Raw genomic sequence first — 21,759 nt, forward strand, 5'->3', positions numbered from 1 at the left:
GTCGTGGCCGTGGCGGCCGTGGTCGTGGCGGCGACGCGCGTCACTGCGCGTCCCACAGGTGGAAGCCCTCGCCGGTCTTGCGGCCGAGCTTGCCCTCGGCGACCATGCGGCGCAGCAGCGCGGGCGGTTCGAATCGCTCGCCGAGCTCGCCCGCCAGGTACTCGGCGATGCCGAGCCGGACGTCGAGTCCGACGAGGTCGGTGAGCCGCAGCGGACCCACCGGGTGCTTGTAGCCGAGCACCATGGCGGCGTCGATGTCCTCGGCGGAGGCGACGCCCTCCTCGAGCATGCGGATCGCCTCGAGCCCGAGCGCGACGCCGAGCCGGCTCGACGCGAAGCCCGGCGCATCGTGCACGACGATCGGCGCCTTCCCGATCGCCTCCACCCAGCCGCGGGCCTCCTCGACGAGCGCGCCGTCGGTCGACGAGCCGCGCACGATCTCGACGAGCGCCGACGCGGGAACGGGGTTGAAGAAGTGCAGGCCGAGGAACCGTTCGGGCCGATCGAGCCGTCCGGCGAGCTCGTCGATCGAGATCGACGACGTGTTCGACGCGAGTGCGGCGTCCGCACCCAGGACCGCCTCGACGCGGGTCAGCGCGTCGACCTTCAGGTCGAGGTCCTCCGGGACGGCCTCCACGACGAGGTCGGCGTCCGCGAACTCGGCGACGTCGGTCGCGACGGCGAGCCGGGCGCCGAGCGCGTCGGCGGTCTCGTCGGTCGTGCCGCGGTCGACGGATGCCGCGACGGAGTCGAGCACGCGCGTGCGGGCCGCCTCCGAGGCATCCGCATCGCGCTCGACGACGACGACCCGCGACCCGGCCAGCAGGAACGCGTGCGCGATGCCCGCGCCCATGCGGCCCCCGCCGAGGACGCCGACCCGCTCGGGCGCGGTGGTCTCGCTGGACTCGGTCATCCGGCACTCCTCTTCGATCGCCGCTCGAGGAACTCGGTCATGCGGCGGTGCTTCTCGGGGCTGTCGAAGAGCACGGCCTGCTCCTCGAGGTCGACGTGCGGGTGGTCGGCGCGCGGTGCGCGCAGCACGCGCTTGGTCGCCATGGTCGCGGCGGGGTCGTTCTTCGCGATGCGGTCGGCGATCGCGTGCGCCTCGGCGAGGAGGTCGCCCGTCGGGTGCACGGCCGTGATCAGCCCGATCGAGAGCGCCTCGGCGGCGTCGACGATACGTCCGGTGAGCAGCAGTTCGGCGGCGCGCGCGGCGCCGACGATCTCCTTCAGCCGCCACGTGGCGCCCGCGGCGGGGATGATGCCGAGGCCGGTCTCGGGATTGCCGAACTTCGCGTCGGGCGTGGCGATGCGGATGTCGGCGGCGAACGCGAGCTCGGCACCGCCGCCGAGCGCCCAGCCGTCGACCGCGGCGATCACGGGCATCGGCAGCTCGTTGATCCGGATGAACGCGTTCGCGTTGATGCCGGCACGCGCGTCGGCTGCGGTGCGCTCGCGCATCTGCGCGATATCGGCGCCGGAGGCGAAGACGCCGTCGGTGCCCGTGATGATGAGCAGGCGCGGCTCGGCCTCGAGCTCCGCGCACAGTGCGTGGATCGCGTCGATCGTGGCCTGGTCGATCGCATTGCGCTTGTCCGGCCGGTTCAGGGTCGCGACGACGCGGTCGGCGCGGCGCTCGACGAGGAGCGGCCCGGCCGCGGCATCCGCTCCCTGCTCGCTCGTCCGCTGGTCGACGCGCCCGTCGTCGGCGCGCTGCACGTCGGTCATGACACCCCCTCGACGATCATCGCGCTGCCCTGGCCGACCCCGACGCACATCGTCGCGAGACCGTAGCGCGAGCCCTCGCGCTCCATGCGGCCGAGGAGCGTCACGACGAGGCGCGCGCCCGACGACCCGAGCGGATGGCCCAGTGCGATCGCGCCGCCGTCGGCGTTGACCCGGTCGGGGTCGAGTCCGAGCCGTCGCATGCTCGCGAGCGACTGGGTCGCGAACGCCTCGTTGAGCTCGATCGAACCGATCTCGTCGAGCGAGATGCCCGAGCGCTCGAGCGCCTTCTCGGTCGCGGGCACGGGACCGAGCCCCATGATCTCGGGCGCGAGCCCGGCCGACGTGCCGACGACGACGCGGGCGCGCGGCGTCAGGCCGTAGCGCTCGACGGCCGCCGCGCTCGCGACGACGATCGCGCTCGCGCCGTCGTTCAGCGAGCTCGAGTTGCCGGCGGTCACGACCGAGCCGCCCTTCACGACCGGGCGAAGTCCCGCGAGCACCTCGAGCGAGGTGTCCCTCCGCGGACCCTCGTCGACGAGCACGTCGCCGCGCGCGGTCGGCACGCCGACGATCTCGGCCTCGAACCGGCCGGCGTCGATGGCCGCGGCGGCGCGCTGCTGGCTGCGGAGGGCGAACGCGTCGGCGTCCTCGCGCGTGATGCCGTCGATGCGCGCGACCTCCTCGGCGGTCTCGGGCATCGAGAAGGTCGCCTTGGCGCGCGCGAGGAGCTTCGGGTTCGGGAAGCGCCAGCCGATCGACGTGTCGTAGGCGTCGCCGGGCTTGGCCCACGGCCTCTCGGGCTTGGCCTGCACCCACGGCGCACGGGTCATCGACTCGACGCCGCCCGCGACGATGAGGTCGGCGTCGCCCGCGCGGATCGCCTGCGCCGCCATGGTGATGGCCGACATGCCCGACGCGCAGAGCCGGTTCACGGTGATGCCCGGCACCGAGTCCGGCAGCCCGGCCAGCAGCACCGACATCCGGGCGACGTTCCGGTTGTCCTCGCCGGCCTGATTCGCGGCGCCGAGGATGACCTCGTCGATCGCGCCCTCCTCGAGCGCGTCGAACTCGAGTCCGGCACGGCGGATGGCCTCGCCGACGACGAGGCTCGCGAGGTCGTCGGGTCGCACGCTCGCGAGCGCTCCCCCGTATCGACCCACCGGGGTCCGCACTCCGCCGACGAGATACGCCTCCGCCATGTCCTGCTCCTGACCGCGTTGTCGGGACCGTCGCACGCTGCCGGGCGGCGTCCGCGTCATCCGTGTCCGGTTGCTTTCACAACCGACCGTTCAGTCAGTAAGTATGCCGAACCGGCGCGACATCCGCCAGTCGGAGCCGTCGCGTCCCGCCACGCGGCGGGCCCGGGCCTCAGCCCTCGTCAGGCTCCTCGGTCGCCACCGGGCCGGGTTCCGCGGTCGCTCCCGTCGTCGGCTCCGGTGTCGTCGTCGACGACTCGTCGGGCCCGAAGCGCACCCAGTCACCCGACGCGCATTCGTAGAACTCGAGCGACTCGGTGTCGATGTAGAGATCCCCGTCGGCCTCGCAGCGCTCCTGGTCGGGGGCACCGACACCGAGCGTGACCTGCGTGCCCGCCTCGCCCTGCTCGCCCTGCTCCCCCTGCTCGCCTGCCTCGCCCTGCTCGCCCTGTTCGCCCTGCTCGCCCTGCTCGCCCTGCTCGCCGGTCAGGTTCTCGGCCGCCGCCTCGCGGATGTTGCCGACGAGCACCCAGTCCTCCTGGAAGAGGTAGAGGTCGGCGCTCGCGATGTCGATGTACACGTCGCCTTCGTAGCCCTTGCCCGATTCGGGAGCTCCGGTACCCGCGCGCACTGCCGAACCGGCGGGAAGGATCTCCTCGAGCGCCTCCTCGTAGTCCACCGCCGCCGCGGTCTCGGTGGGTGCCGGCTCGGCCTCGACGGTCTGGGCCGAGCGCGCGAGCCACGCGCCCAGGAATGCCGCGACGAACGAGAGGACCACGATCGCGGCGCCGAACCCGATGAACCATCCGCGGCCGGGGCCGGCGGCCGGAGGGGGACCCGCCGGTCCGTCGCCCGACGGCACCCGGTCGTCGTTCGTCGGCCGGTCACCGCTCGGCACGTGATCGTCGCTCATGCTGCCAACCCCTCATCCCGACCGCCGCAGCGGGCCGCCTCGGCGTGTCGCCGCGAGGCTACTGCGTCGCGGTGAGCCGGACACGCGCCTTTGGTCCCGCACGCAGGGGAGCGCCTGCTCCGGGCGCACGAGCGCACGAAGGCCCCGATCGGATGATCGGGGCCTTCGCGCGGTGGGGGCAGGCGGATGCCGCGGGGGCGGCGCGCTTACTCGACCGGCTCGCCGTCCGCGGCCGGGATCGCCTCGGCGGTCGGCGCAGCGTCGGCCGCGGGCGCCGCGGTGCGGATCGGGCCGAGGTCGGCGAGGAGCTCGTCGCCGAGGCGCACGTCCTCGAAGTCGACCTCGATCTCGGCGCGGCCGAGCAGCTCGGACAGGCGACGCTGGCGGTTCCGGGGGATCAGCGTGACGACGCGGCCCTCGCGACCGGCGCGGCCGGTGCGGCCGGCGCGGTGCAGGTACGTCTTGTACTCGTCGGGCGCGTCGGCCTGGATGACGAGGTCGATGTCGTCGACGTGGATGCCGCGGGCCGCGACATCCGTCGCGACGAGCACGTCGACCCGGCCGCTGGTCAGCTGCTGGAGGTTGCGCGTGCGCTTGGCCTGGTTGAGGTCGCCGTGCAGGGCGACGGCGAAGATGCCGGCGTCCTCGAGATGCAGGGTGAGGTCCTCGGCGAAGGCGCGCGTGCGCGAGAAGACGAGCGTCTTGCCGTTGCGGTCGGCGAGCCGGGCCACGATGTCGCGCTTGTCGCGGTTGTCGATGACGAACACGCGGTGCTCGATCGTGCTCGAGGCCTGGTCCTCGCCGGCGACCTCGTGGACCGCGGGGTTCACGAGGAACTCGTCGACGAGCGCGGCCACGCCGGTGTCGAGCGTCGCGGAGAAGAGCAGCCGCTGGCTGCCCTCGGGCGTGCGGCGGAGGATGCGCTGCACCGGCTCGAGGAACCCGAGGTCGCACATGTGGTCGGCCTCGTCGAGCACGGTGACCATGACCTCCGAGAGGTCGAGGCGGCCCTGCTCGATGAGGTCCTCGATCCGGCCGGGCGTGCCGATCACGATGTCGACGCCGCGCTGGAGGGCGCCGACCTGACGGCCCTGCGGGACGCCGCCGTAGATCTGGGTCGTGAAGAGTCCGACGCTCTGCGCGATCGGCTGCACGGTGCGGTCGATCTGCAGGGCGAGCTCGCGGGTCGGGGCGAGGATCAGCGCACGGGGCTTGCGGCCCATCTGGCGCTTGCCGCCGGACCGGCCCGAGATCGCCCAGTCCTGCATGAGCCGCTCGACGGTCGGGGCGCCGAAGGCGATCGTCTTGCCCGAGCCGGTGCGGCCGCGGCCGAGGACGTCACGGCCCTCGAGCACGACGGGGATCGTCGCGGCCTGGATCGGGAACGGCGACTCGGCGCCGAGGTCGCTCAGCGCGCGGACGATGTTGCCGCCGAGGCCGAGGTCGGCGAAGCGGACGCCGTCGACCTCCTCGGCCACGATGGCGTCGGCCTCGAGGCGCTCGAGCACGACGTCGTCGGCCGGACCGAAGCGGCCGGCACGGTCGTTCTGCGGGCCTCGGGCACCGGCCGGGTAGAACGACGAGGGCCGGCGCTCGGAGTCGCGGAAGCCGGGACGGTCGAACTCGCGGCTGCGGCGCTGACCACGGTCGTCGCGGTCGAACGACCGCGCAGGGCGCGCGTCGCGGTCGTGTGCACGCGCGCCACGGTCGTCGCGGTCCTTCGAGCGAGCGGGACGCTCGTCACGGTCGTACCGGCGCGGGGCGCGCTCGTCACGGTCGAACCGTCGGGGGCCGCGGTCGTCGTCGAACGACCGCGCAGGGCGCTCGGAACGGTCGTACGAGCGAGCGGGGCGGTCCTCCCGGTCGTATCGGCGGGGCGCGCGGCCGTCGCGGTCGAACGAACGCGCAGGGCGGTCCTCGCGATCGAACCGGCGGGGGCCCCGGTCGTCCCGATCGTGCGAACGCGCAGGGCGGTCGTCCCGGTCGAACCGGCGGGGGCCCCGGTCGTCCCGGTCGAACGAACGCGCAGGGCGCTCCGGACGATCGTACGAACGTGCGCGGCCCTCGGCGCGATCGTGCGGACGCGAAGGACGGTCGTCACGGTCCCGGTACGAGCCGCTCCGCGGTGCTCCCCGACCATCGGAAGCGCGCTCATCGCGTCCGGCGCGCTCGGCGCGATGCGGCGCCCGGCCGCTCGCGACGCGCTCCTCGCGGCTCCACCGAGCCTTGGGGGCTTCCGCCTCCTCGGGGCGGTGGCCGCGGTGGCCCGGGCTCCGCGAGCCGGGCTTCTGCGCGCCGCCGGCGCGCGGAGTGCTGCGGCGCGAGCTCTTCGCATACGAGGGGTCGAAGTTCTTGGCGGGGCGGCCGCCTGCGGGCTTCTTGTTCTTGGGCATCGGTGCTTCCTGGGTTGCATTGCGTGTACATGGCAACCGGCCGCGCGAGCGCGGCACGACTGAGAACCCGGGAGCTTCGTCGACCGGGGCCGTTCACATACGGTGACTATCCACGCGCGGACTGCGCGGGGAACCGGCCCTCAGGACTCACAAACCCATCCGTGCATCGCGCACGGTGTCCAGAACCGACCGTTCAACGATACCGGACACCCTCCTGTGAATCCGCCGCACGGTCGCATTCCGCCACGGGAACGTAACGGAGCGGTAACGCACCTGACGTACGCTCTCGTCGTGACCACACCGCCGTCGATCTCCGTCGAGCCGCCGCACGCGGCCGGCATCGCGCGCCTGCTCGAGGCGGGCTCCTCCTACGCCCGCGGGCTCTATCCCGCCGGAGCCGGGTGCGTCCAGCTCGACGCGGCGGAACTCGCGCGACCGGGGGTCAGCGTCTTCGTCGCCCGTGACGGCGACGGCACCGCGGTCGGCATGGTCGCGCTGATCGAGGACGACGGGCACGGACCCGGTCGGGCCGAGATCGCCCGCATGTACGTCGACGAGTCCGCGCGCGGCACCGGCGTCGCGGGCCTGCTGCTCCAGCACGTCGAGACGGATGCCTGCGCCCGCGGCATCCGCGAACTGGTGCTGCAGACCGGCACCCAGCACCTTCCCGCACAGGCGCTCTACGCCAAGCACGGGTACCGGCGGGTCGAGCCGTTCGGACGGTACGTCGGCGTGCCCGCGAGCATCTGCATGGCCAAGTCGCTCGTCGGCTTCGGCGCCGACCTCCTCGACGACCGTCCGCTCGCCGTCGGCGAGTAGCGCGCGCCGGAGAGGGCTCCTCCGTCGGGAAGCCCCCCGGTCGGCGATCGACGAGCTGCGACGACGACCCGCCCGCATGCCCTCCGATCGGGTGGGTGCGCCGGGCGGGCCCGACCGGGCATGCTGATCGCACCAGAACCGGGAGGTCCCCGCATGCTCGCCCTGCTCGCCGCGGTCGCGGCCGGCGTCACGATCGGCGGCGTGATCGGCGCGATCGCGACCGGCGATCCGCGCTACGTCATCGCCTGGTCGTTCGCGCTGCCGATCTCGATCGTCGCCGCCGTGTTCGCCGGTCTCCGGAGCGCGAGCCGGTCGTTCCGCGAGACGGGCCGCGCCGGGGCCTCCGCCGCAGCGTCGCCGGCGGGCGATCCGGCGCTCGCGCGGGTCGAGCGGATGCAGCGGCGCACCGCGGCATCCGGTGCACCCTCGCCCGTCGACCTCGAGCTGACCGTCGCACCGCTCGACCGAGCCGCCTACGCCACGTCCCTCCGGGCGACGGTCGCGCCGTCGGACCTCGACGACCTCCAGCCCGGTTCGATCATCGTGGTGCGCCGACCGGACGCCGCGGCGCCCGGCGTCGTCCTCGATCTCGCGCCCCAGCCCGACTGGGCGCGCCTGCGCGACGCCGAGCGGCTGCGCAGCGGCAGCGAGCGCACCGTGCCCCTGGCCGCGGACGCGCCGAGGTGGAGCGATCCGGCGGACGGCGGTGGCACGAGCCCGGGCAGTGGCACGGGCGGTGGCACGGGCGGTGGCACGGGCGCACGCACGGGTCGTCCCGCTTCGGGAAGCGGCACCCCGCCGGCATCCGTGGCCGCATCGCGCTCGGGCGCCCCGCGCCCGTGGCGCACCGCCCTCCTCGCCCTCGTGGTCGTCGCCGCGGCCGTCGCAGTGCTCGTGCCGGCGTTCGACTCGATCGGCCGGCTCACCCGCGCCGTCGCCTCGGGCGACCTGTCGACCGCCGGCGTCGTGCTCGGCGACCGGCACCGGGAGATCGTCGACGCGCTCGCGCTCGAGACCGGCGGAACGGAGTTCGTGCGCATCGGGTTCTACGCCGACTACGCGCTCGCCTCCGCGCCGAGCTCGCCGGGCGCGCTCACGATCGACGGCTACGAGTACCGCTGGGACCGCACCTCGCACGGCGACCCGGAGCCGATCCAGCCCGAGGACCCGGCCGCCGCGCTCTTCGACGTCGACGACGTCGACTTCTCGCGGATCCCGGAGTTCATCGACACCGCGCAGCAGGTCGCGGGCATCGCCGACCCCGATTCGGTGATCGTGTCGGTCGAGCGCTCGCCCGTCGCGGACGACTCCGGCGAGCGCCGGATCCGCGTCCTCGTCCTGCTCGGCGCCCCGTACGAGGACGCCGCCGTGCTCATCGATCCCGCAACGGGCGAGCCGATGGACTGATCGATCACGAACGGAACGCACGAACGGAACGCGCCGCCGGAACGCGAGCGCGTTGACACCGTTCGGTCCGGTGTCCGTGCCACGACGGTCGTGAGGTAGCATCACCTCACCCCCGACCCGGAGCCCCCACCCATGACCCGACTCTCCGGCATCCGCGGCAGCCGGCGTCGCCGGTCCGTGCGGATCGCCCTCGCCGTGAGCGCAGCGCTCGCGGTCGCCGCCGTGGCCTCCGCGTTCCACCAGCCGCTCCGCGAGCTCGACCCGAACGCGCGGCAGGCCTCGAGCGAGGTCGCGGGCAACGAGATCATCGGCATCCGCACCTTCGAGGCTCCGGCCGACCTTCGCGTCGACACCGACCTCGAGTACGCGGTGGCGGAGGACGGCACGATCCTGACCCTCGACGTCTGCCGCCCCGCCGCATCGGCCATCGCGGGCACGAGCGCGGCCGTCGTCTCGGTGCACGGCGGCAGTTGGGCGCGCGGCGACAAGGCGAACGCCGACTGGCGGAACGTCTGCCTGTGGCTCGCGAGCGAGGGCTTCGTCGCGGCATCCGTCAACTACCGGCTCGTGCCCGACGCGGTGCACCCGGCGCAGATCGAGGACGTCGCCGCCGCCGTCGCGTGGCTGCGCGAGCCCGGGCAGCTCGCTCGGTTCGACGTCGACCCGGCTCGCATCGGCGTGTTCGGCGGCTCGGCCGGCGGGCACCTCGCCGCACTCCTCGGCACGCTCGGCGAAGGGCCGCTCGACGTCGGGTCGCGCGTGGCCGCGGTCGCCGAGCTGTCGGGCCCGGTTGGCCTCGGCCTGCCCGAGCTCGATGCGGACGCCGCGTCCGACTGGTTCCGCGGCATCGTCGGCGACTTCCTCGCCTGCGAGCCGGGCATGCCCGACGAATCCTGCCCGCAGGCGATCGACGCGTCCCCGACGGCGTGGGTGGACCCGACCGACCCGCCGTTCTTCATCGGGCACGCCGAGTCCGAGATCATCCCGCTCGCGCAGTCGCAGCGCCTGGCCGACACCCTCGGCGCGTCGGCGGTCGAGGTCGAGCTCGCGGTCGTGCCGGGCGATGCGCACTCGATCGGCATCCTCGACGAGGCGCTCCGCGAGAGGGTCGCGGCCTTCCTGCACGCGCACCTCGGCTGACCCGGGACCCTCGACGGCAACCTCCCCGACACGCGCATGCGCTGTGATGGAGGCATGGCCGCCGAACCGATCACCGTGTCGATCCGCCGCGAGGTCGACCCCGCCCGCATCGCCGAGGCGACGGTCTGGGTGCAGACCGGCGTGAACCTCGCCAACCGCTACCCGGGCTTCCTCGGCTCGGGGTGGGTGCGCGCCGGCGAGGACTCCGACGTGTGGCACATGCTCTACCGCTTCGCGAACGAGGAGACCCTCGAGGCGTGGGAGCGCTCGCCCGAGCGCACGTGGTGGCTCGAGATGGGTCGCGACTTCGTTCGCGCCGAGCGCGCGAAGCGCCGCACGGGCATCGAGGGCTGGTTCGACGATCCGGCGACGGGGTCGGTGCCGGCGGTGACGGATGCCCCGGGGCAGGGGGATCCGGCACTGCCGCCCGCACCGCCGCGGTGGAAGCAGGCCGTGAGCATCTGGCTCGGCTTCTTCCCGGTGAACCTCGCCTTCTCGCTGCTCATCGCGTTCGCGCCGTGGTGGGAGGACGTCCCGCTCGCACTCCGGGTGCTCATCACGACCCTCGTGCTCACGCCGATCATGACCTACTGGGTGCTGCCCCGGGTGACCCGGATGCTGCGGGGCTGGCTGGTCCCGTCGCGGGCGGGCTGATCGGGGTCGCCGACCGACTCGACGCCGAAGCCGGGCCCCGCTCAGCGCGCCGCTCAGCGCGCCCCGCTCAGCGCGCCCCGATCCGCCGCGACAGCGTCGCCGCGGCATCCTGCACCCCCGCGGTCGCCGCCTCGACGAGCTCGGCGGGCGCATCCTCCGCGAAGGTGACGGCGATCGCCGCGGCGGGCCATCCGAGGTGGTCGAGCACCGGTGCGCCGACGGAGGCGAGCCCGCGCGTGACCTCGCCGTGCTCGCTCGCGACGCCCGTCGTCCGGGCCTCGGCGAGCACCGACTTCAGCCGCGAGTACGTCCACGGCGCGGCCTCCGTCGTCGAGGGCAGGTCCGCGAATGCGGCCCGGTCGGGGTAGAGCGCGCGGAGCTGCGCGGGCGGCAGCGCCTGCAGCATCGCCCGGCCCGAGGCGGTGAGGTGAGCGGGCAGTCGCACGCCGACGTCGGATACGAGCGAGGGCCGCCGCGGCGCGCGCTCCTCGACGAGGTAGAGCACGTCGCGTCCGTGCAGGACCGCGAGGTGGCCGGACTCGCCGAGCCGGTCGACGAGCGCGGCGACCAGGGGGCGGCCGAGGCGGGTGAGCGGCTGCTGGCGGCTGAACCCGCTCGACAGCTCGAACGCGGCGACGCCGAGGCCGTAGCGGCGCTCCTCGGGCAGGTGCACGACGAAGCCGCGCTCCTGCAGCACGCCGAGCAGGTGGTACGTCGTCGAGCGCGGCAGCCCGAGCGCGGTCGCGATCGACGCGGCCGGCACCGGCCCGCGTTGCGCTGCGAGGTGGCTGAGCATCCGCAGCACCTGGTCGGCGGCGGGCACCTTCGACGCGTCCGACATCCGCGGGCTCCTTCCCTCAGCTGCGCTCGGGTCCGGCCCGGCCGCCGTCTCGGCGACACCCGTCCGGTATCCCGGACGGCAGCGTACTCCCCCGTGTTCCGGCACGCACGCGGACCGTGTGGAATCGGACCATGAGCACCATCGCGCCCGCCGCCGCCCGCACCGCGGCATCCGTCACCGTCGGCACCGGACCGCTCTCGATCGACGACGTCGTCGCCGTCGCCCGCCACGACGCGGTCGTCGAGCTCGACCCGGCCGCGCTCGACGCGGTCGCCGCGAGCCGCTCGATCATCGAGGACCTGGCCGCCGACCCGCAGCCGCACTACGGCATCTCGACGGGCTTCGGCGCACTCGCGACGACGTTCATCGCGGAGGACCGCCGCGCGCAGCTGCAGGCGAGCCTGGTCCGATCGCACGCCGCGGGCTCCGGCCCCGAGGTCGAGCGCGAGGTCGTGCGGGCGCTCATGCTGCTGCGCCTCTCGACGCTCATGACCGGCCGCACGGGCGTGCGCCGAGAGACCGCGGAGACCTACGCCGCCATCCTCAACGCGGGCATCACCCCCGTCGTCCGCGAGTACGGCTCGCTCGGCTGCTCGGGCGACCTCGCACCGCTCGCGCACTGCGCGCTCGTCGCCATGGGCGAGGGCGAGGTGCGCGTCGCGATGGGCTCGACCGACGGAGGCGCGGGCGTCGCGGATGCCGCCTCCGCCCTCGCCGCCGCCGGCATCACGCCGCTGCAGCTCGGCGAGAAGGAGGGCCTCGCCCTGATCAACGGCACCGACGGCATGCTCGGGATGCTGGCGCTCGCCATCCACGACCTGCAGTCGCTGCTCGCCACCGCCGACATCGCCGCCGCGATGAGCGTCGAGGGGCTCCTGGGAACCGACGCGGTCTTCGCGGCCGACCTCCACGCGCTCCGGCCGCAGCGCGGACAAGCCGTCTCGGCCGCGAACCTCCGCAACCTGCTCGCAGGTTCGCCGATCGTCGCGAGCCACAAGGGACCGGAGTGCACGCGCGTGCAGGACGCGTACTCGCTGCGCTGCGCGCCGCAGGTGCACGGCGCCGCACGCGACACGCTCGCGCACGCGGCATCCGTCGCCGAGGCCGAGCTCGCGAGCGCGGTCGACAACCCCGTGCTCACGCCCGACGGCCGCGTCGAGTCGAACGGCAACTTCCACGGCGCGCCCGTCGCCTACGTGCTCGACTTCCTCGCGATCGCGGTGGCGGATGTCGCGTCGATGAGCGAGCGGCGCACCGACCGGTTCCTCGACCAGGCCCGCAACCACGGGCTGCCGCCGTTCCTCGCCCATGAGGTCGGGGTGGACTCCGGTCTGATGATCGCGCAGTACACCGCGGCCGGGATCGTCTCGGAGCTCAAGCGCCTCGCGGTTCCCGCCTCGGTCGACTCGATCCCGTCGTCGGCCATGCAGGAGGATCACGTCTCGATGGGCTGGGCGGCCGCACGGAAGCTCCGTCGTGCCCTCGACGGCCTCGCGAGGGTCGTCGCGATCGAGGTCATGACGGCCGCCCGTGGCCTCGCGCTCCGGGCTCCGCTCGAGCCGGGTGCCGCGACCGCCGCGGTCGTCGAGCTCGTCGCGGCGAGCGGCGCCGTTCCCGGCGAGGACCGCTTCCTGTCGCCGGAGATCGAGCGCGTCGTCGCGGCGGTCCGCGGGGGCGACGTCCTGCGTCGCGCCTCGGACGTCGTGGCCGTCGCCTGACGCGTCCGCACGCTGCGCCCCGAACGGGGGACCACCCCGGCCGATCCGGTGCTTGTGCGCAGTTCGGGGAACAGGGCAGACTTGGGGGGTGCCGGCGCGGTTGCCGGCCCAGGAAGCCCTATGTTCCACACCCGAGACGTCGACGAGCGAGACCCGTTCCGAGCGAGGCCCGCCCGGAGGTGCCCCGCCGCGGTCGCAGCGATCGCCGGTGGCCTGCTGTTCGGCATGTCCGCCATCGCCCCCGCGGGTGCCGAGGAGATCGGCACGGGCTCCGTCTCGACCGAGGCCGAGGCCACGACCGCGACGTCCGAGCCGACTGCCGAGCCGACGCCGGATGCCACCACCTCCGACGACACCGAGCCGACCGATCCGCCGGCGACCGAGGAGCCGGCGACCGAGCCCTCGCCCGAGCCGACTCCGACTCCGACTCCGACTCCCGAGCCGACGCCCACGCCCACGCCCACACCTGAGCCGACGCCGACTCCCGAGCCGACCCCGACCCCGACGCCGACGCCGACTCCCACCCCGACGCCGACTCCCACGCCGACGCCGACGCCCACCCCGACGCCGACTCCGAGCCCGACGCCCACGTCCACGCCGTACGCGCCCGGCGTCTCGGCACCGTTCGTGCTCGTCGGCGACGGACCCGTCGCGCAGATGGTCCAGGTGACCACGGTCGGCACCGCCGACTCGCGAACCGCATCGCTCGCCGGTTTGCGGACGAAGCTCGACCGCGCGATGACCGAACTGCGCAGCGCCGAGTCCGCGCTGGCGTCCGCCCGGAGCACGCGGGCCGTCGCCCGCGCCGTCGCCGAGCGTCTCGATGAGCAGGCGGCCGACGCCCGGCACACCGCCGAGACGGCCGCGAGCGTCTACCTCGACGCGGTCGAGGGCGACGGCGCCGCGATGCGGTCGATGGCCGCCGCGATGGGTTCGGGCAAGGACCTGCTCGCCGGCCTCGCCGGCATGGACCGCGTGCAGAAGCTGGCCGGCGACTCCGAGCGCCTGCGGGCGATCGCCGAGCGCCGCGACGCCGACGCGACCGCGGCCGAGGATCGCGCGGCCGCCGCGTGGGAGGCGGTCGACGCCATCCCGATCGACCGGTTCGAGAACGACGTCGTCGTCGCCGAGGGCGTCGTCGCCGCCGCGCGCGCCGCGCTGAACGGCGCGCAGACGCGGCTCGCCTCCTCCGACGTGATCTCGACCTTCGCGAACATCCCGGTCGACGGCGGGCAGCTGAGCGACCAGGGGTGGGCGTCGCCGGTCTTCGGGTCTGTCTCCGACGGTTTCGGGCCTCGGCCCGACAAGCCGCTCCCCGGCGTGAACGAGTTCCACCGCGGCACCGACGTCGCCGCGCAGTGCGGAACCGGCGTCTTCGCCGCGACCGACGGCGTCGTGGTCGCGGCCGGCCCGAACGGCACCTACGGCAACTGGGTCCTCATCGACCACGGCGACGGCGTCACGACGGGCTACGCGCACCTCCGAGACGGCGGCATCCTCGTCGCCGAGGGTCAGGTCGTCGCCGCCGGCGACCTCATCGGCGCGGTCGGCAGCACGGGCGCCTCCACCGGGTGCCACCTGCACTTCGAGGTGCGGCTCGACGGCACCGCGACCGACGCGATCCCGTTCATGGCCGCGCGCGGCGTCAGCCTCGGCTGAACGAGGTCCCGTCGCACGGCGCCGGAGCCTCGAGCTCCCACGCGTCGCCCTCACGCGTATCGACGTCCCGCGCGTCCACCGCCCGCGCGTCCCCCGCCCGCGCATCCCCCGCTCGCGCATCCCCCCGCTCGCGCACCGTTCCTCGTCAGCTGCTCCGCCACGGGCACGACCTCCCACCGGTCGTCCAGTCCGGTATCCCGGACGCGAGCCCCGCGGCATCCGTTGTCGACCGGCCGCCGAGGGTGTGGGATCGGAACATGACCACCGCCGCACCCACCGAGGCCGACGCCGTCGCCGGCCCCCGCACCGTCCGCGCCGCGCGCGGCACCGAGCTCAGCGCGAAGAGCTGGCAGACCGAGGCGCCGCTGCGCATGCTCATGAACAACCTCGACCCCGAGGTCGCCGAGCGCCCCGAGGAGCTCATCGTCTACGGCGGCACCGGCAAGGCCGCCCGCAACTGGGAGGCGTTCGACGCGATCGTCCGCACGCTCGAGGGCCTCGAGTCCGACGAGACGCTGCTCGTCCAGTCGGGCAAGCCCGTCGGCGTCTTCCGCACCCACGAGTGGGCACCGCGCGTGCTCATCGCGAACTCGAACCTCGTCGGCGACTGGGCGACGTGGCCCGAGTTCCGCCGGCTCGAGCAGCTCGGCCTCACGATGTACGGCCAGATGACGGCCGGCTCATGGATCTACATCGGCACGCAGGGCATCCTGCAGGGCACCTACGAGACGTTCGCGGCAGTGGCGCGGTCGCTCGCCGAGAAGCGAGGGGCGGATGCCGCGACCGCGACGCTCGCGGGCACGCTCACGCTCACGGCGGGCTGCGGCGGCATGGGCGGCGCGCAGCCGCTCGCGGTGACCATGAACGGCGGCGCCGTGCTCATCGTCGACGTCGACGAGACGCGGCTCCGTCGTCGCGTCGAGCATGGCTACCTCGACGAGGTCGCCGCCGATCTCGACGCCGCGATCGCCCGGGTCGTCGAGGCGAAGGACGCCGGCGTGGCCCGATCGGTCGGCGTCGTCGGCAACGCCGCGGTGGTGTTCGGCGAGCTGCTGCTCCGCCATCAGGCGGGCGACCTGCACGTCGACATCGTGACGGACCAGACGAGCGCCCACGACCCGCTCTCCTACCTCCCGGTCGGCGTCGCCTTCGAGGACTGGCACGCCGAGGCCGAGCGCGACCCGGAGGGCTTCACCGCCCGCGCCCGCGGCAGCATGGCCAAGCACGTCGCCGCGATGGTCGGCTTCCAGGATGCCGGCGCCGAGGTGTTCGACTACGGCAACTCGATCCGCGCCGAGGCGGAGCTCGGGGGCTTCGACCGTGCCTTCGAGTTCCCCGGGTTCGTCCCGGCGTACATCCGGCCGCAGTTCGCCGAGGGTCGCGGCCCGTTCCGGTGGGCCGCGCTCTCGGGGGACCCGGAGGACATCGCGAAGACCGACCGCGCCGTGATGGAACTGTTCCCTGACGACGCCGGGCTCGCGCGCTGGATCGCGCAGGCCGGCGAGAAGGTCCACTTCGAGGGCCTCCCGGCCCGCATCTGCTGGCTCGGCTACCAGGAGCGGCACCTCGCGGGACTGAAGTTCAACGAGATGGTCGCCTCGGGCGAGCTGTCCGCGCCCGTCGCGATCGGCCGCGACCACCTCGACTCGGGTTCGGTCGCGTCGCCGTACCGCGAGACCGAGTCGATGGCCGACGGGTCCGACGCGATCGCCGACTGGCCGCTGCTCAACGCGCTGCTGAACACCGCGTCGGGCGCGACCTGGGTGTCGATCCACCACGGCGGCGGCGTGGGCATCGGCCGGTCGATCCACGCGGGACAGGTCGTCGTCGCCGACGGCACCGATCTCGCGGCGGAGAAGATCGCGCGCGTGCTCGTGAACGATCCGGGCACCGGCGTGATGCGCCACGTCGACGCGGGCTACGACCGCGCCGTAGAGGTCGCGCGCGAGCGCGGGCTGAACGTGCCCATGATGGAGGCATGAGCAGTCGGGCCGGGGCCGGCGCCGCAACGATCGGAATCATGACTCGATGCAGGAGGCGGCGCGCATGAGCGACGGCGGTGCGGTGCGACGGATGCTGCTGACGAACGTCGGCGAACTCGTGACGAACGACCCGGCTCCCGATCGTGAGGGCGGGCCGCTCGGCATCGTGCGGGATGCGGCCGTGCTCGTCGAGGACGGACGAATCGCGTGGATCGGGCGCGAGGCGCACGTGCCCTCGCACGAGGACGAGCTGCGCCACGAGCGCGAGCACCGACGCGATGGCGAGGAGCACCGGTCGCTCTGGGACGCCGACGTCGAGCTGATCGACCTCGGCGGCCGCGCCGTCATCCCGGGCTTCGTCGACAGTCACACGCACCTGGTGTTCGGCGGCGACCGGGCCGAGGAGTTCGCCGCCCGCATGGCCGGGCGCGCCTACGAGGCGGGCGGCATCCGGTCGACGGTCGCGGCGACGCGCGCGGCGAGCGATGCCGACCTGCGGGCGCGTCTCGCCGGCTTCGTCGCCGAACTGCACCGCCAGGGCACCACGACGTTCGAGGTCAAGACGGGCTACGGGTTGAGCGTGGCCGACGAGGAGCGCCTCGCGCGCCTCGCGGCCGAGGTCACCGACGAGGTCACGTTCCTGGGTGCGCACGTCGTGCCGTTCGAGTTCCGCGAGCCCGAGGGGCCCGGTGCCGACGCCTACGTCGACCTCGTCGTCGGCGAGATGCTCGAGGCGTGCGCTCCGCACGCCCGCTGGGTCGATGCGTTCTGCGAGCGCGGCGCGTTCACGGAGGCGCAGTCGCGGCGGGTCCTCGAGGCGGGCCGCGCCGCCGGCCTCGGCGTGCGCGTGCACGGCAACCAGCTCGGCGACGGGCCGGGGGTCCGGCTGGCGGTCGAGCTCGACGCGGCATCCGTCGACCACTGCACCTACCTGACCGACGCGGACGTCGCGGCGCTCGCCGGGTCGTCGACCGTCGCGACCCTGCTTCCGGGCGTCGAGTTCTCGACCCGCCAGCCCTACCCGGACGCGCGGCGCCTCATCGACGCCGGCGCGACCGTCGCGCTCGCGAGCGACTGCAACCCGGGTTCGAGCTTCACGAGCTCGATGCCGTTCTGCATCGCCGTCGCGGTCCGCGACATGGGGATGACGCCGGCCGAGGCGCTGCGGGCCGCGACGGCGGGCGGTGCGGCAGCACTCCGGCGAACGGATGTCGGCGCGCTGCGACCGGGTTCGCGCGCCGATCTCGCGGTGCTCGATGCGCCCTCGCACGTCCATCTCGCGTATCGACCCGGTGTCCCGCTCGTCGCCGAGACGTGGAAGGACGGGATGCGCGTGGCGTGAGCCGCGACATCCGGGTTTCGGTATCGCACCACTCGTCGACACTGCCCGTGGTCAGTCGTCGTCGCTGCGCCGAATCCGGCGCCGCGCGGACAGCAACGTCAGTTCGGGGTGCGCGGCGACCTGACGCTCCGCACGGTCGAGCACGTCGGTCGCGTGGCCGGCATCGCCGGAGACGACCGCGAGCCCGACGGCGGCGCGGCGATGCAGGTCATGGCTGCCGACTTCCGCGACGGATGCCTCGGTCACCCGCCGCAGCTCCGCGATGAGCGGCCGGAGCACCGAGCGCTTCTGCTTGAGCGAGTGCACGTCGCCGAGGAGGAGGTCGAACTCGATCCATGCGATCCACACTCCTTCAGCCTTCCACGACCATGCGGCCGTCGGCAGTCGCACGTTCGACTCGCCTGCAGCCCGGACTGGTCCTGGTGCAGCGAGTTCTCCACAACACGAGAACATATGTTCGAATCTCGGTAGGCTCGATGCATGGCCACCGCACTCGCCGATCAGCTCGAGTCGGCGGCCCACGCGCCGGAGTTCTCCCCGTACGCGCGCGCCCAGCAGAGCCTCGCCGACCTCGTCGACGCCGCCGTGACGACGCGGCGAATCGAGGCGATGCAGGCGGCGATGCGCGTCGACGTGATCAACCTCGCCGTCGACGTTGCCATGAGCAACGCCGTGGCGTTCACGTCTTCTCGACTCGATGCAGATGGGCGGCGCGAGATGGCGCGGCGGGCGGTCATCGCCGAACTGGCGACCGCCCTCCGGCTTCCGGAGCGAACGATGACGAGACTCGTCTCGGAGGCGTGGACGCTGTCGACTCGACTGCCCGCGACGCTCGACGCGCTCCGCTCGGGGCGTCTGGACGAGGCGCATGCGCGGGTGGTCGTCGACGAGACCACTGATCTCGACGACCCCGAGGCACTCTCGCGGCTCGATGCGGAACTCGCGACGCGTGCCGAGACCGTCACCGCCCCGACGCTGCGCCGCACGGCTCGCCGCCTTCGCGAGCAGGTGCTCGCCGAGACGCTCGCGTCACGACATGCCCGAGCCCGGGCTGAGCGCCGGGTCGAGCTCGAACCCGCCCGAGACGGCATGGCGTGGTTGCACGTCTACCTCCCGGCCGAAGACGCCCATCTCATCCGCAACCGCCTCGTGCGAGTCGCGGCCGAGGCATCCGGTCGGTCGACGACGTCGTCCGGTCGATCGGATGTCGGCGTCGAGGCCGTCGACGGCTCAGAGGCCGGGACGGCGAGCGATGCTGACCCGCGCACGCCAGATCAGCTGCGCGCCGATATCGTGCGCGACCTCCTGCTGAACGGCGTCCCTCCTGTCGGCGACGCGTTCCACGTCGCAGCCGCGACCATCCGGCCGACGGTGCACGTGACCGTTCCCGTCATGACACTCCTCGGTCACGACCTCTCGCCCGGTGGGCTCGACGGGTACGGGCCGATCTCGCCCGACGTCGCCCGCGAACTCGCGGCGCACGCGCCGTCGTTCACCCGGCTTCTCACGCACCCGGTTTCGGGCACGGTGCTCGACGTCGACCGCACGACGTATCGTCCGCCCGCCGATCTCGCGCGCTGGCTGCGCGTGCGCGACCAGACGTGCCGGTTCCCCGGCTGCAACCGGGCCGCGGTCGGGTGCGACATCGATCACTCCGAGGACTGGGCCGACGGCAATCCCACCGCGTTCCACAACCTCGCCCACCTGTGCCCGGCGCACCACCACCTCAAGCACCAGACGTCCTGGTCGCTTCGACATCGAGCGGACGGCGCGCTCGAGTGGCGATCTCCCGCGGGGCGAGTTCACGTCACCGAGCCGGCGGTGCGTATTCCCGTCGCCGGGGCGCGAGTCGGAGCGGCGACACCAGCGGTCGCGCCCTCGGAGCCGACGGCGACCAGTCGGCTCCGACCACCCACGCCCACGGCGACACCGACACCGACACCGACACCGACACCAACACCGACACAGACACAGACACCCTCGCCGGACCGGTCGCGTCGCGACCCTCGAAGCGAGAAGGGCGCAACCGACCCACGGCGGACCGACGGTGCTCCACCACGCGCAGCCGCCTCGGCGAAGGACGATGCGCCACCCTTCTGATCGGAACGGGGCGATGCCCTGCGCGAAGCCGGCGCCCTGATATCGCAGGCGGTGGGACCGACGCGGCCGCGGACGGCTGCACCCCTCCGGCTTCCTCGGGCCGACGGCGTGCGGGCCGGGCCGACGGCCGGTGGGCCGGACCGACGGCGCAAGCGCCGGTCCAGTCAGCTCAGCGCCGCACCTCGATCGCGGTCACGCCGCCCAGGTCGATCCAGGCGCGCTCCCCAGTGTCGACGAGCACTGCGAGCACGTGATCGCAGGTCGCGCACCGCACGACGGTGCCGGCACCACTCATGTAGACCATCGCCCGAGCGAGCTCGGCCATCGTGCCGCACGCACGGCAGCGACCCGTCGCCGTCGTCACGTCGAACGAGAAGAAGTCGGCGAGCGGTCCGGCGATCGCGTTGCCGTCGACGTGTCCGGTCATCAGGTTCCTCCGAAACGCTCGGTGCGGATGTCGCGAGGATCGTGCCCGAGCTCGATGAGCCACGAGGCGACCCGCTCCACGAAGCCGGTCGAGCCGCAGACGTACACGATCGGCCGGTCCGCCGAGGGGATGGCAGCGGCCTCCAACTGCTCGCGGGTGATCCGCCCGGGCGGGGTCGACCAGCCGTCCGGGACACGCCGGGAGTACACGAGGTCGAGCCGGAACGGCGCTCGCGCGGCGGCGAGCGCCGCGAGCTCGTCGGCGAAGTACACGTCCTCCGGCGTCCGAACCGCGTAGAGCAACCGGAACGGCGTCGGGTCGTCGGCATCCGCATGCGCCCGGGCCATCGCGAACAGCGGCACGACGCCCGAACCTCCCGCGATGAGCTGCACCGGACGCGAGTCACCACCCTCGTCCTGCGGCCGCCACACGAAGAACGCGCCGAGCGGACCGTGCACCTCGAGCATGTCGCCCGCCCGCACCGCTTCGACGAGGAAGGGCGAGACCTCGCCGTCGGGCAACTCGTCGACCGCGAGCACGACCCGTGAGCCCGCACCCGAGGAGGCGATCGAGTACGAGCGCGTCGCCGTGTAGCCGTCCTCGGCCGTCAACCGCACGTCGAGGTGCTGCCCGGCGGCGTTGCCGGGCCACTTGTCGACGTCGAGCTCGAGACGGGCGGCACTCGGCGTCTCACGCCGCGTGCGGGCGACCGTCGCCACGTGCCATCCGGCACGCGGGACCGCGACGCGGGGCGGACCCGCCGGCGGCGCGGCGGAACCGACGACCGACGGTTCGCCCGTCGAGCCCGCGGCGGCGGGCGGCACCGGCGCGTCGCTCACCAGTACCGCTCCTCCTTCCACGGGTCCCCGCGGAGGTGGTACCCGTTCTGCTCCCAGAAGCCGGGCTCGTCGTCCTCCATCATCACCAGGCCCCGCACCCATTTCGCGCTCTTCCAGAAGTACAGGTGCGGCACCAGCAGCCGCGCCGGGCCGCCGTGCTCGGGATCGAGCGGCTCGCCGTCGAACTCGAATGCGATCCAGGCCTTGCCGTCGAGCAGGTCCTCGAGCGGCACGTTCGTCGTGTAACCGCCGTAGCTGTGCGCCATCGTGTACGAGTACTCGGTGTCGACGCCCTCGAAGAGGGTGTCCAGGGCGACTCCGCGCCATCCGGTGCCCAGCTTCGACCAGTGCGTCACGCAGTGGATGTCGGTCGTGACGTCCTCGATCGGCAGCGCCATCAGCTGGTCCCAGTTCCAGGAGTGCTGCTCGCCCGACTCTGTGCGGATGGTGAACTCCCAGTCCGCCGTGTCGATGTCGGGCGTCGGCCCGGCCGAGAGCACCGGGAAGTCGCCGACGAGGGTCTGACCGGGCGGCAATCGGTCGTCCCGCTCGCGACCGCGACCCGTGAACCCCCTGGTGATGAACGACATGGCGCCCCCTC

At 73.6% G+C, this 21,759-nt stretch carries 19 protein-coding genes; 9 read left to right on the forward strand and 10 right to left on the reverse strand.

The window, feature by feature from the left end:
* Positions 1–40: 40 nt before the first annotated feature.
* The 5 genes from ACULK2_RS15475 to ACULK2_RS15495 all read right to left on the reverse strand — a co-directional run bounded on the left by ACULK2_RS15475 (position 41) and on the right by ACULK2_RS15495 (position 6,230).
* Positions 41–913: a 3-hydroxyacyl-CoA dehydrogenase family protein gene (locus ACULK2_RS15475; RefSeq protein WP_445969946.1), complete on the reverse strand. Its 873-nt coding sequence runs from the start codon at positions 911–913 to the stop codon at positions 41–43.
* Entirely contained in the window at positions 910–1,728 is an 819-nt protein-coding gene (locus tag ACULK2_RS15480) for an enoyl-CoA hydratase/isomerase family protein (RefSeq protein ID WP_445969947.1), read from the reverse strand. The genes ACULK2_RS15475 and ACULK2_RS15480 overlap by 4 nt, the downstream gene beginning before the upstream one ends.
* Positions 1,725–2,927, reverse strand: coding sequence for an acetyl-CoA C-acyltransferase (locus ACULK2_RS15485; protein WP_445969948.1), 1,203 nt, complete (start codon positions 2,925–2,927; stop codon positions 1,725–1,727). The genes ACULK2_RS15480 and ACULK2_RS15485 overlap by 4 nt, the downstream gene beginning before the upstream one ends.
* A gap of 169 nt (positions 2,928–3,096) precedes the next feature.
* Complete coding sequence (locus tag ACULK2_RS15490; RefSeq protein ID WP_445969949.1) at positions 3,097–3,837, reverse strand: hypothetical protein; 741 nt, start codon at positions 3,835–3,837, stop codon at positions 3,097–3,099.
* Positions 3,838–4,043: 206 nt separating this feature from the next.
* A complete protein-coding gene (locus ACULK2_RS15495) occupies positions 4,044–6,230 on the reverse strand; it encodes a DEAD/DEAH box helicase (protein ID WP_445969950.1) in 2,187 nt (728 codons plus the stop codon).
* Between the two features lie 291 nt (positions 6,231–6,521).
* Between ACULK2_RS15495 and ACULK2_RS15500 the strand changes: the two genes are divergently transcribed.
* From ACULK2_RS15500 to ACULK2_RS15515, 4 genes are all read left to right on the forward strand, one after another.
* Positions 6,522–7,049: a GNAT family N-acetyltransferase gene (locus tag ACULK2_RS15500; RefSeq protein WP_445969951.1), complete on the forward strand. Its 528-nt coding sequence runs from the start codon at positions 6,522–6,524 to the stop codon at positions 7,047–7,049.
* Between the two features lie 153 nt (positions 7,050–7,202).
* The gene (locus ACULK2_RS15505; protein WP_445969952.1) at positions 7,203–8,456 is read left to right on the forward strand and encodes a hypothetical protein; all 1,254 of its coding nucleotides are present in this window, start codon (positions 7,203–7,205) and stop codon (positions 8,454–8,456) included.
* 132 nt (positions 8,457–8,588) lie between these two features.
* Positions 8,589–9,596: an alpha/beta hydrolase fold domain-containing protein gene (locus ACULK2_RS15510; RefSeq protein ID WP_445969953.1), complete on the forward strand. Its 1,008-nt coding sequence runs from the start codon at positions 8,589–8,591 to the stop codon at positions 9,594–9,596.
* A 54-nt stretch (positions 9,597–9,650) separates the two neighbouring features.
* Complete coding sequence (locus ACULK2_RS15515) at positions 9,651–10,250, forward strand: antibiotic biosynthesis monooxygenase (RefSeq protein ID WP_445969954.1); 600 nt, start codon at positions 9,651–9,653, stop codon at positions 10,248–10,250.
* Positions 10,251–10,317: 67 nt separating this feature from the next.
* Here the strand turns inward: ACULK2_RS15515 and ACULK2_RS15520 are convergent, their stop codons facing one another.
* Positions 10,318–11,091: an IclR family transcriptional regulator gene (locus ACULK2_RS15520; protein WP_445969955.1), complete on the reverse strand. Its 774-nt coding sequence runs from the start codon at positions 11,089–11,091 to the stop codon at positions 10,318–10,320.
* A gap of 131 nt (positions 11,092–11,222) precedes the next feature.
* Here ACULK2_RS15520 and hutH point away from each other — a divergent pair, with 131 nt between their 5' ends.
* From hutH to hutI, 4 genes are all read left to right on the forward strand, one after another.
* Positions 11,223–12,809, forward strand: a complete 1,587-nt coding sequence (gene hutH, locus ACULK2_RS15525; protein ID WP_445969956.1) for a histidine ammonia-lyase — start codon at positions 11,223–11,225, stop codon at positions 12,807–12,809.
* Between the two features lie 120 nt (positions 12,810–12,929).
* On the forward strand, positions 12,930–14,468 hold the full coding sequence (locus ACULK2_RS15530) for a M23 family metallopeptidase (RefSeq protein ID WP_445969957.1): 1,539 nt from the start codon (positions 12,930–12,932) through the stop codon (positions 14,466–14,468).
* A gap of 257 nt (positions 14,469–14,725) precedes the next feature.
* Positions 14,726–16,450, forward strand: coding sequence for a urocanate hydratase (gene hutU, locus ACULK2_RS15535; protein ID WP_445969958.1), 1,725 nt, complete (start codon positions 14,726–14,728; stop codon positions 16,448–16,450).
* A 64-nt stretch (positions 16,451–16,514) separates the two neighbouring features.
* On the forward strand, positions 16,515–17,792 hold the full coding sequence (hutI, locus tag ACULK2_RS15540; protein ID WP_445969959.1) for an imidazolonepropionase: 1,278 nt from the start codon (positions 16,515–16,517) through the stop codon (positions 17,790–17,792).
* Positions 17,793–17,843: 51 nt separating this feature from the next.
* Here the strand turns inward: hutI and ACULK2_RS15545 are convergent, their stop codons facing one another.
* Complete coding sequence (locus tag ACULK2_RS15545; protein ID WP_445969960.1) at positions 17,844–18,140, reverse strand: DUF503 domain-containing protein; 297 nt, start codon at positions 18,138–18,140, stop codon at positions 17,844–17,846.
* 132 nt (positions 18,141–18,272) lie between these two features.
* On the opposite strand from ACULK2_RS15545, the gene ACULK2_RS15550 reads away from it, so the two are divergent.
* Positions 18,273–19,892: an HNH endonuclease signature motif containing protein gene (locus ACULK2_RS15550; protein WP_445969961.1), complete on the forward strand. Its 1,620-nt coding sequence runs from the start codon at positions 18,273–18,275 to the stop codon at positions 19,890–19,892.
* A 169-nt stretch (positions 19,893–20,061) separates the two neighbouring features.
* On the opposite strand, the gene ACULK2_RS15555 is transcribed toward ACULK2_RS15550, so the two are convergent.
* From ACULK2_RS15555 to ACULK2_RS15565, 3 genes are read right to left on the reverse strand one after another with little or no spacing between them, the layout of a single operon-like run.
* Positions 20,062–20,319 carry a DUF6510 family protein gene (locus tag ACULK2_RS15555; protein WP_445969962.1) on the reverse strand — a complete coding sequence of 86 codons (258 nt, stop codon included), beginning with the start codon at positions 20,317–20,319 and terminating at the stop codon, positions 20,062–20,064.
* Positions 20,319–21,158, reverse strand: a complete 840-nt coding sequence (locus ACULK2_RS15560) for a ferredoxin reductase (protein WP_445969963.1) — start codon at positions 21,156–21,158, stop codon at positions 20,319–20,321. Before ACULK2_RS15560 ends, ACULK2_RS15555 begins: the two co-directional genes overlap by 1 nt.
* Positions 21,155–21,748: a sulfite oxidase-like oxidoreductase gene (locus ACULK2_RS15565; RefSeq protein WP_445969964.1), complete on the reverse strand. Its 594-nt coding sequence runs from the start codon at positions 21,746–21,748 to the stop codon at positions 21,155–21,157. The genes ACULK2_RS15560 and ACULK2_RS15565 overlap by 4 nt, the downstream gene beginning before the upstream one ends.
* Positions 21,749–21,759 lie beyond the last annotated feature (11 nt).

Source organism: Agromyces molybdatiresistens, from assembly GCF_052748445.2.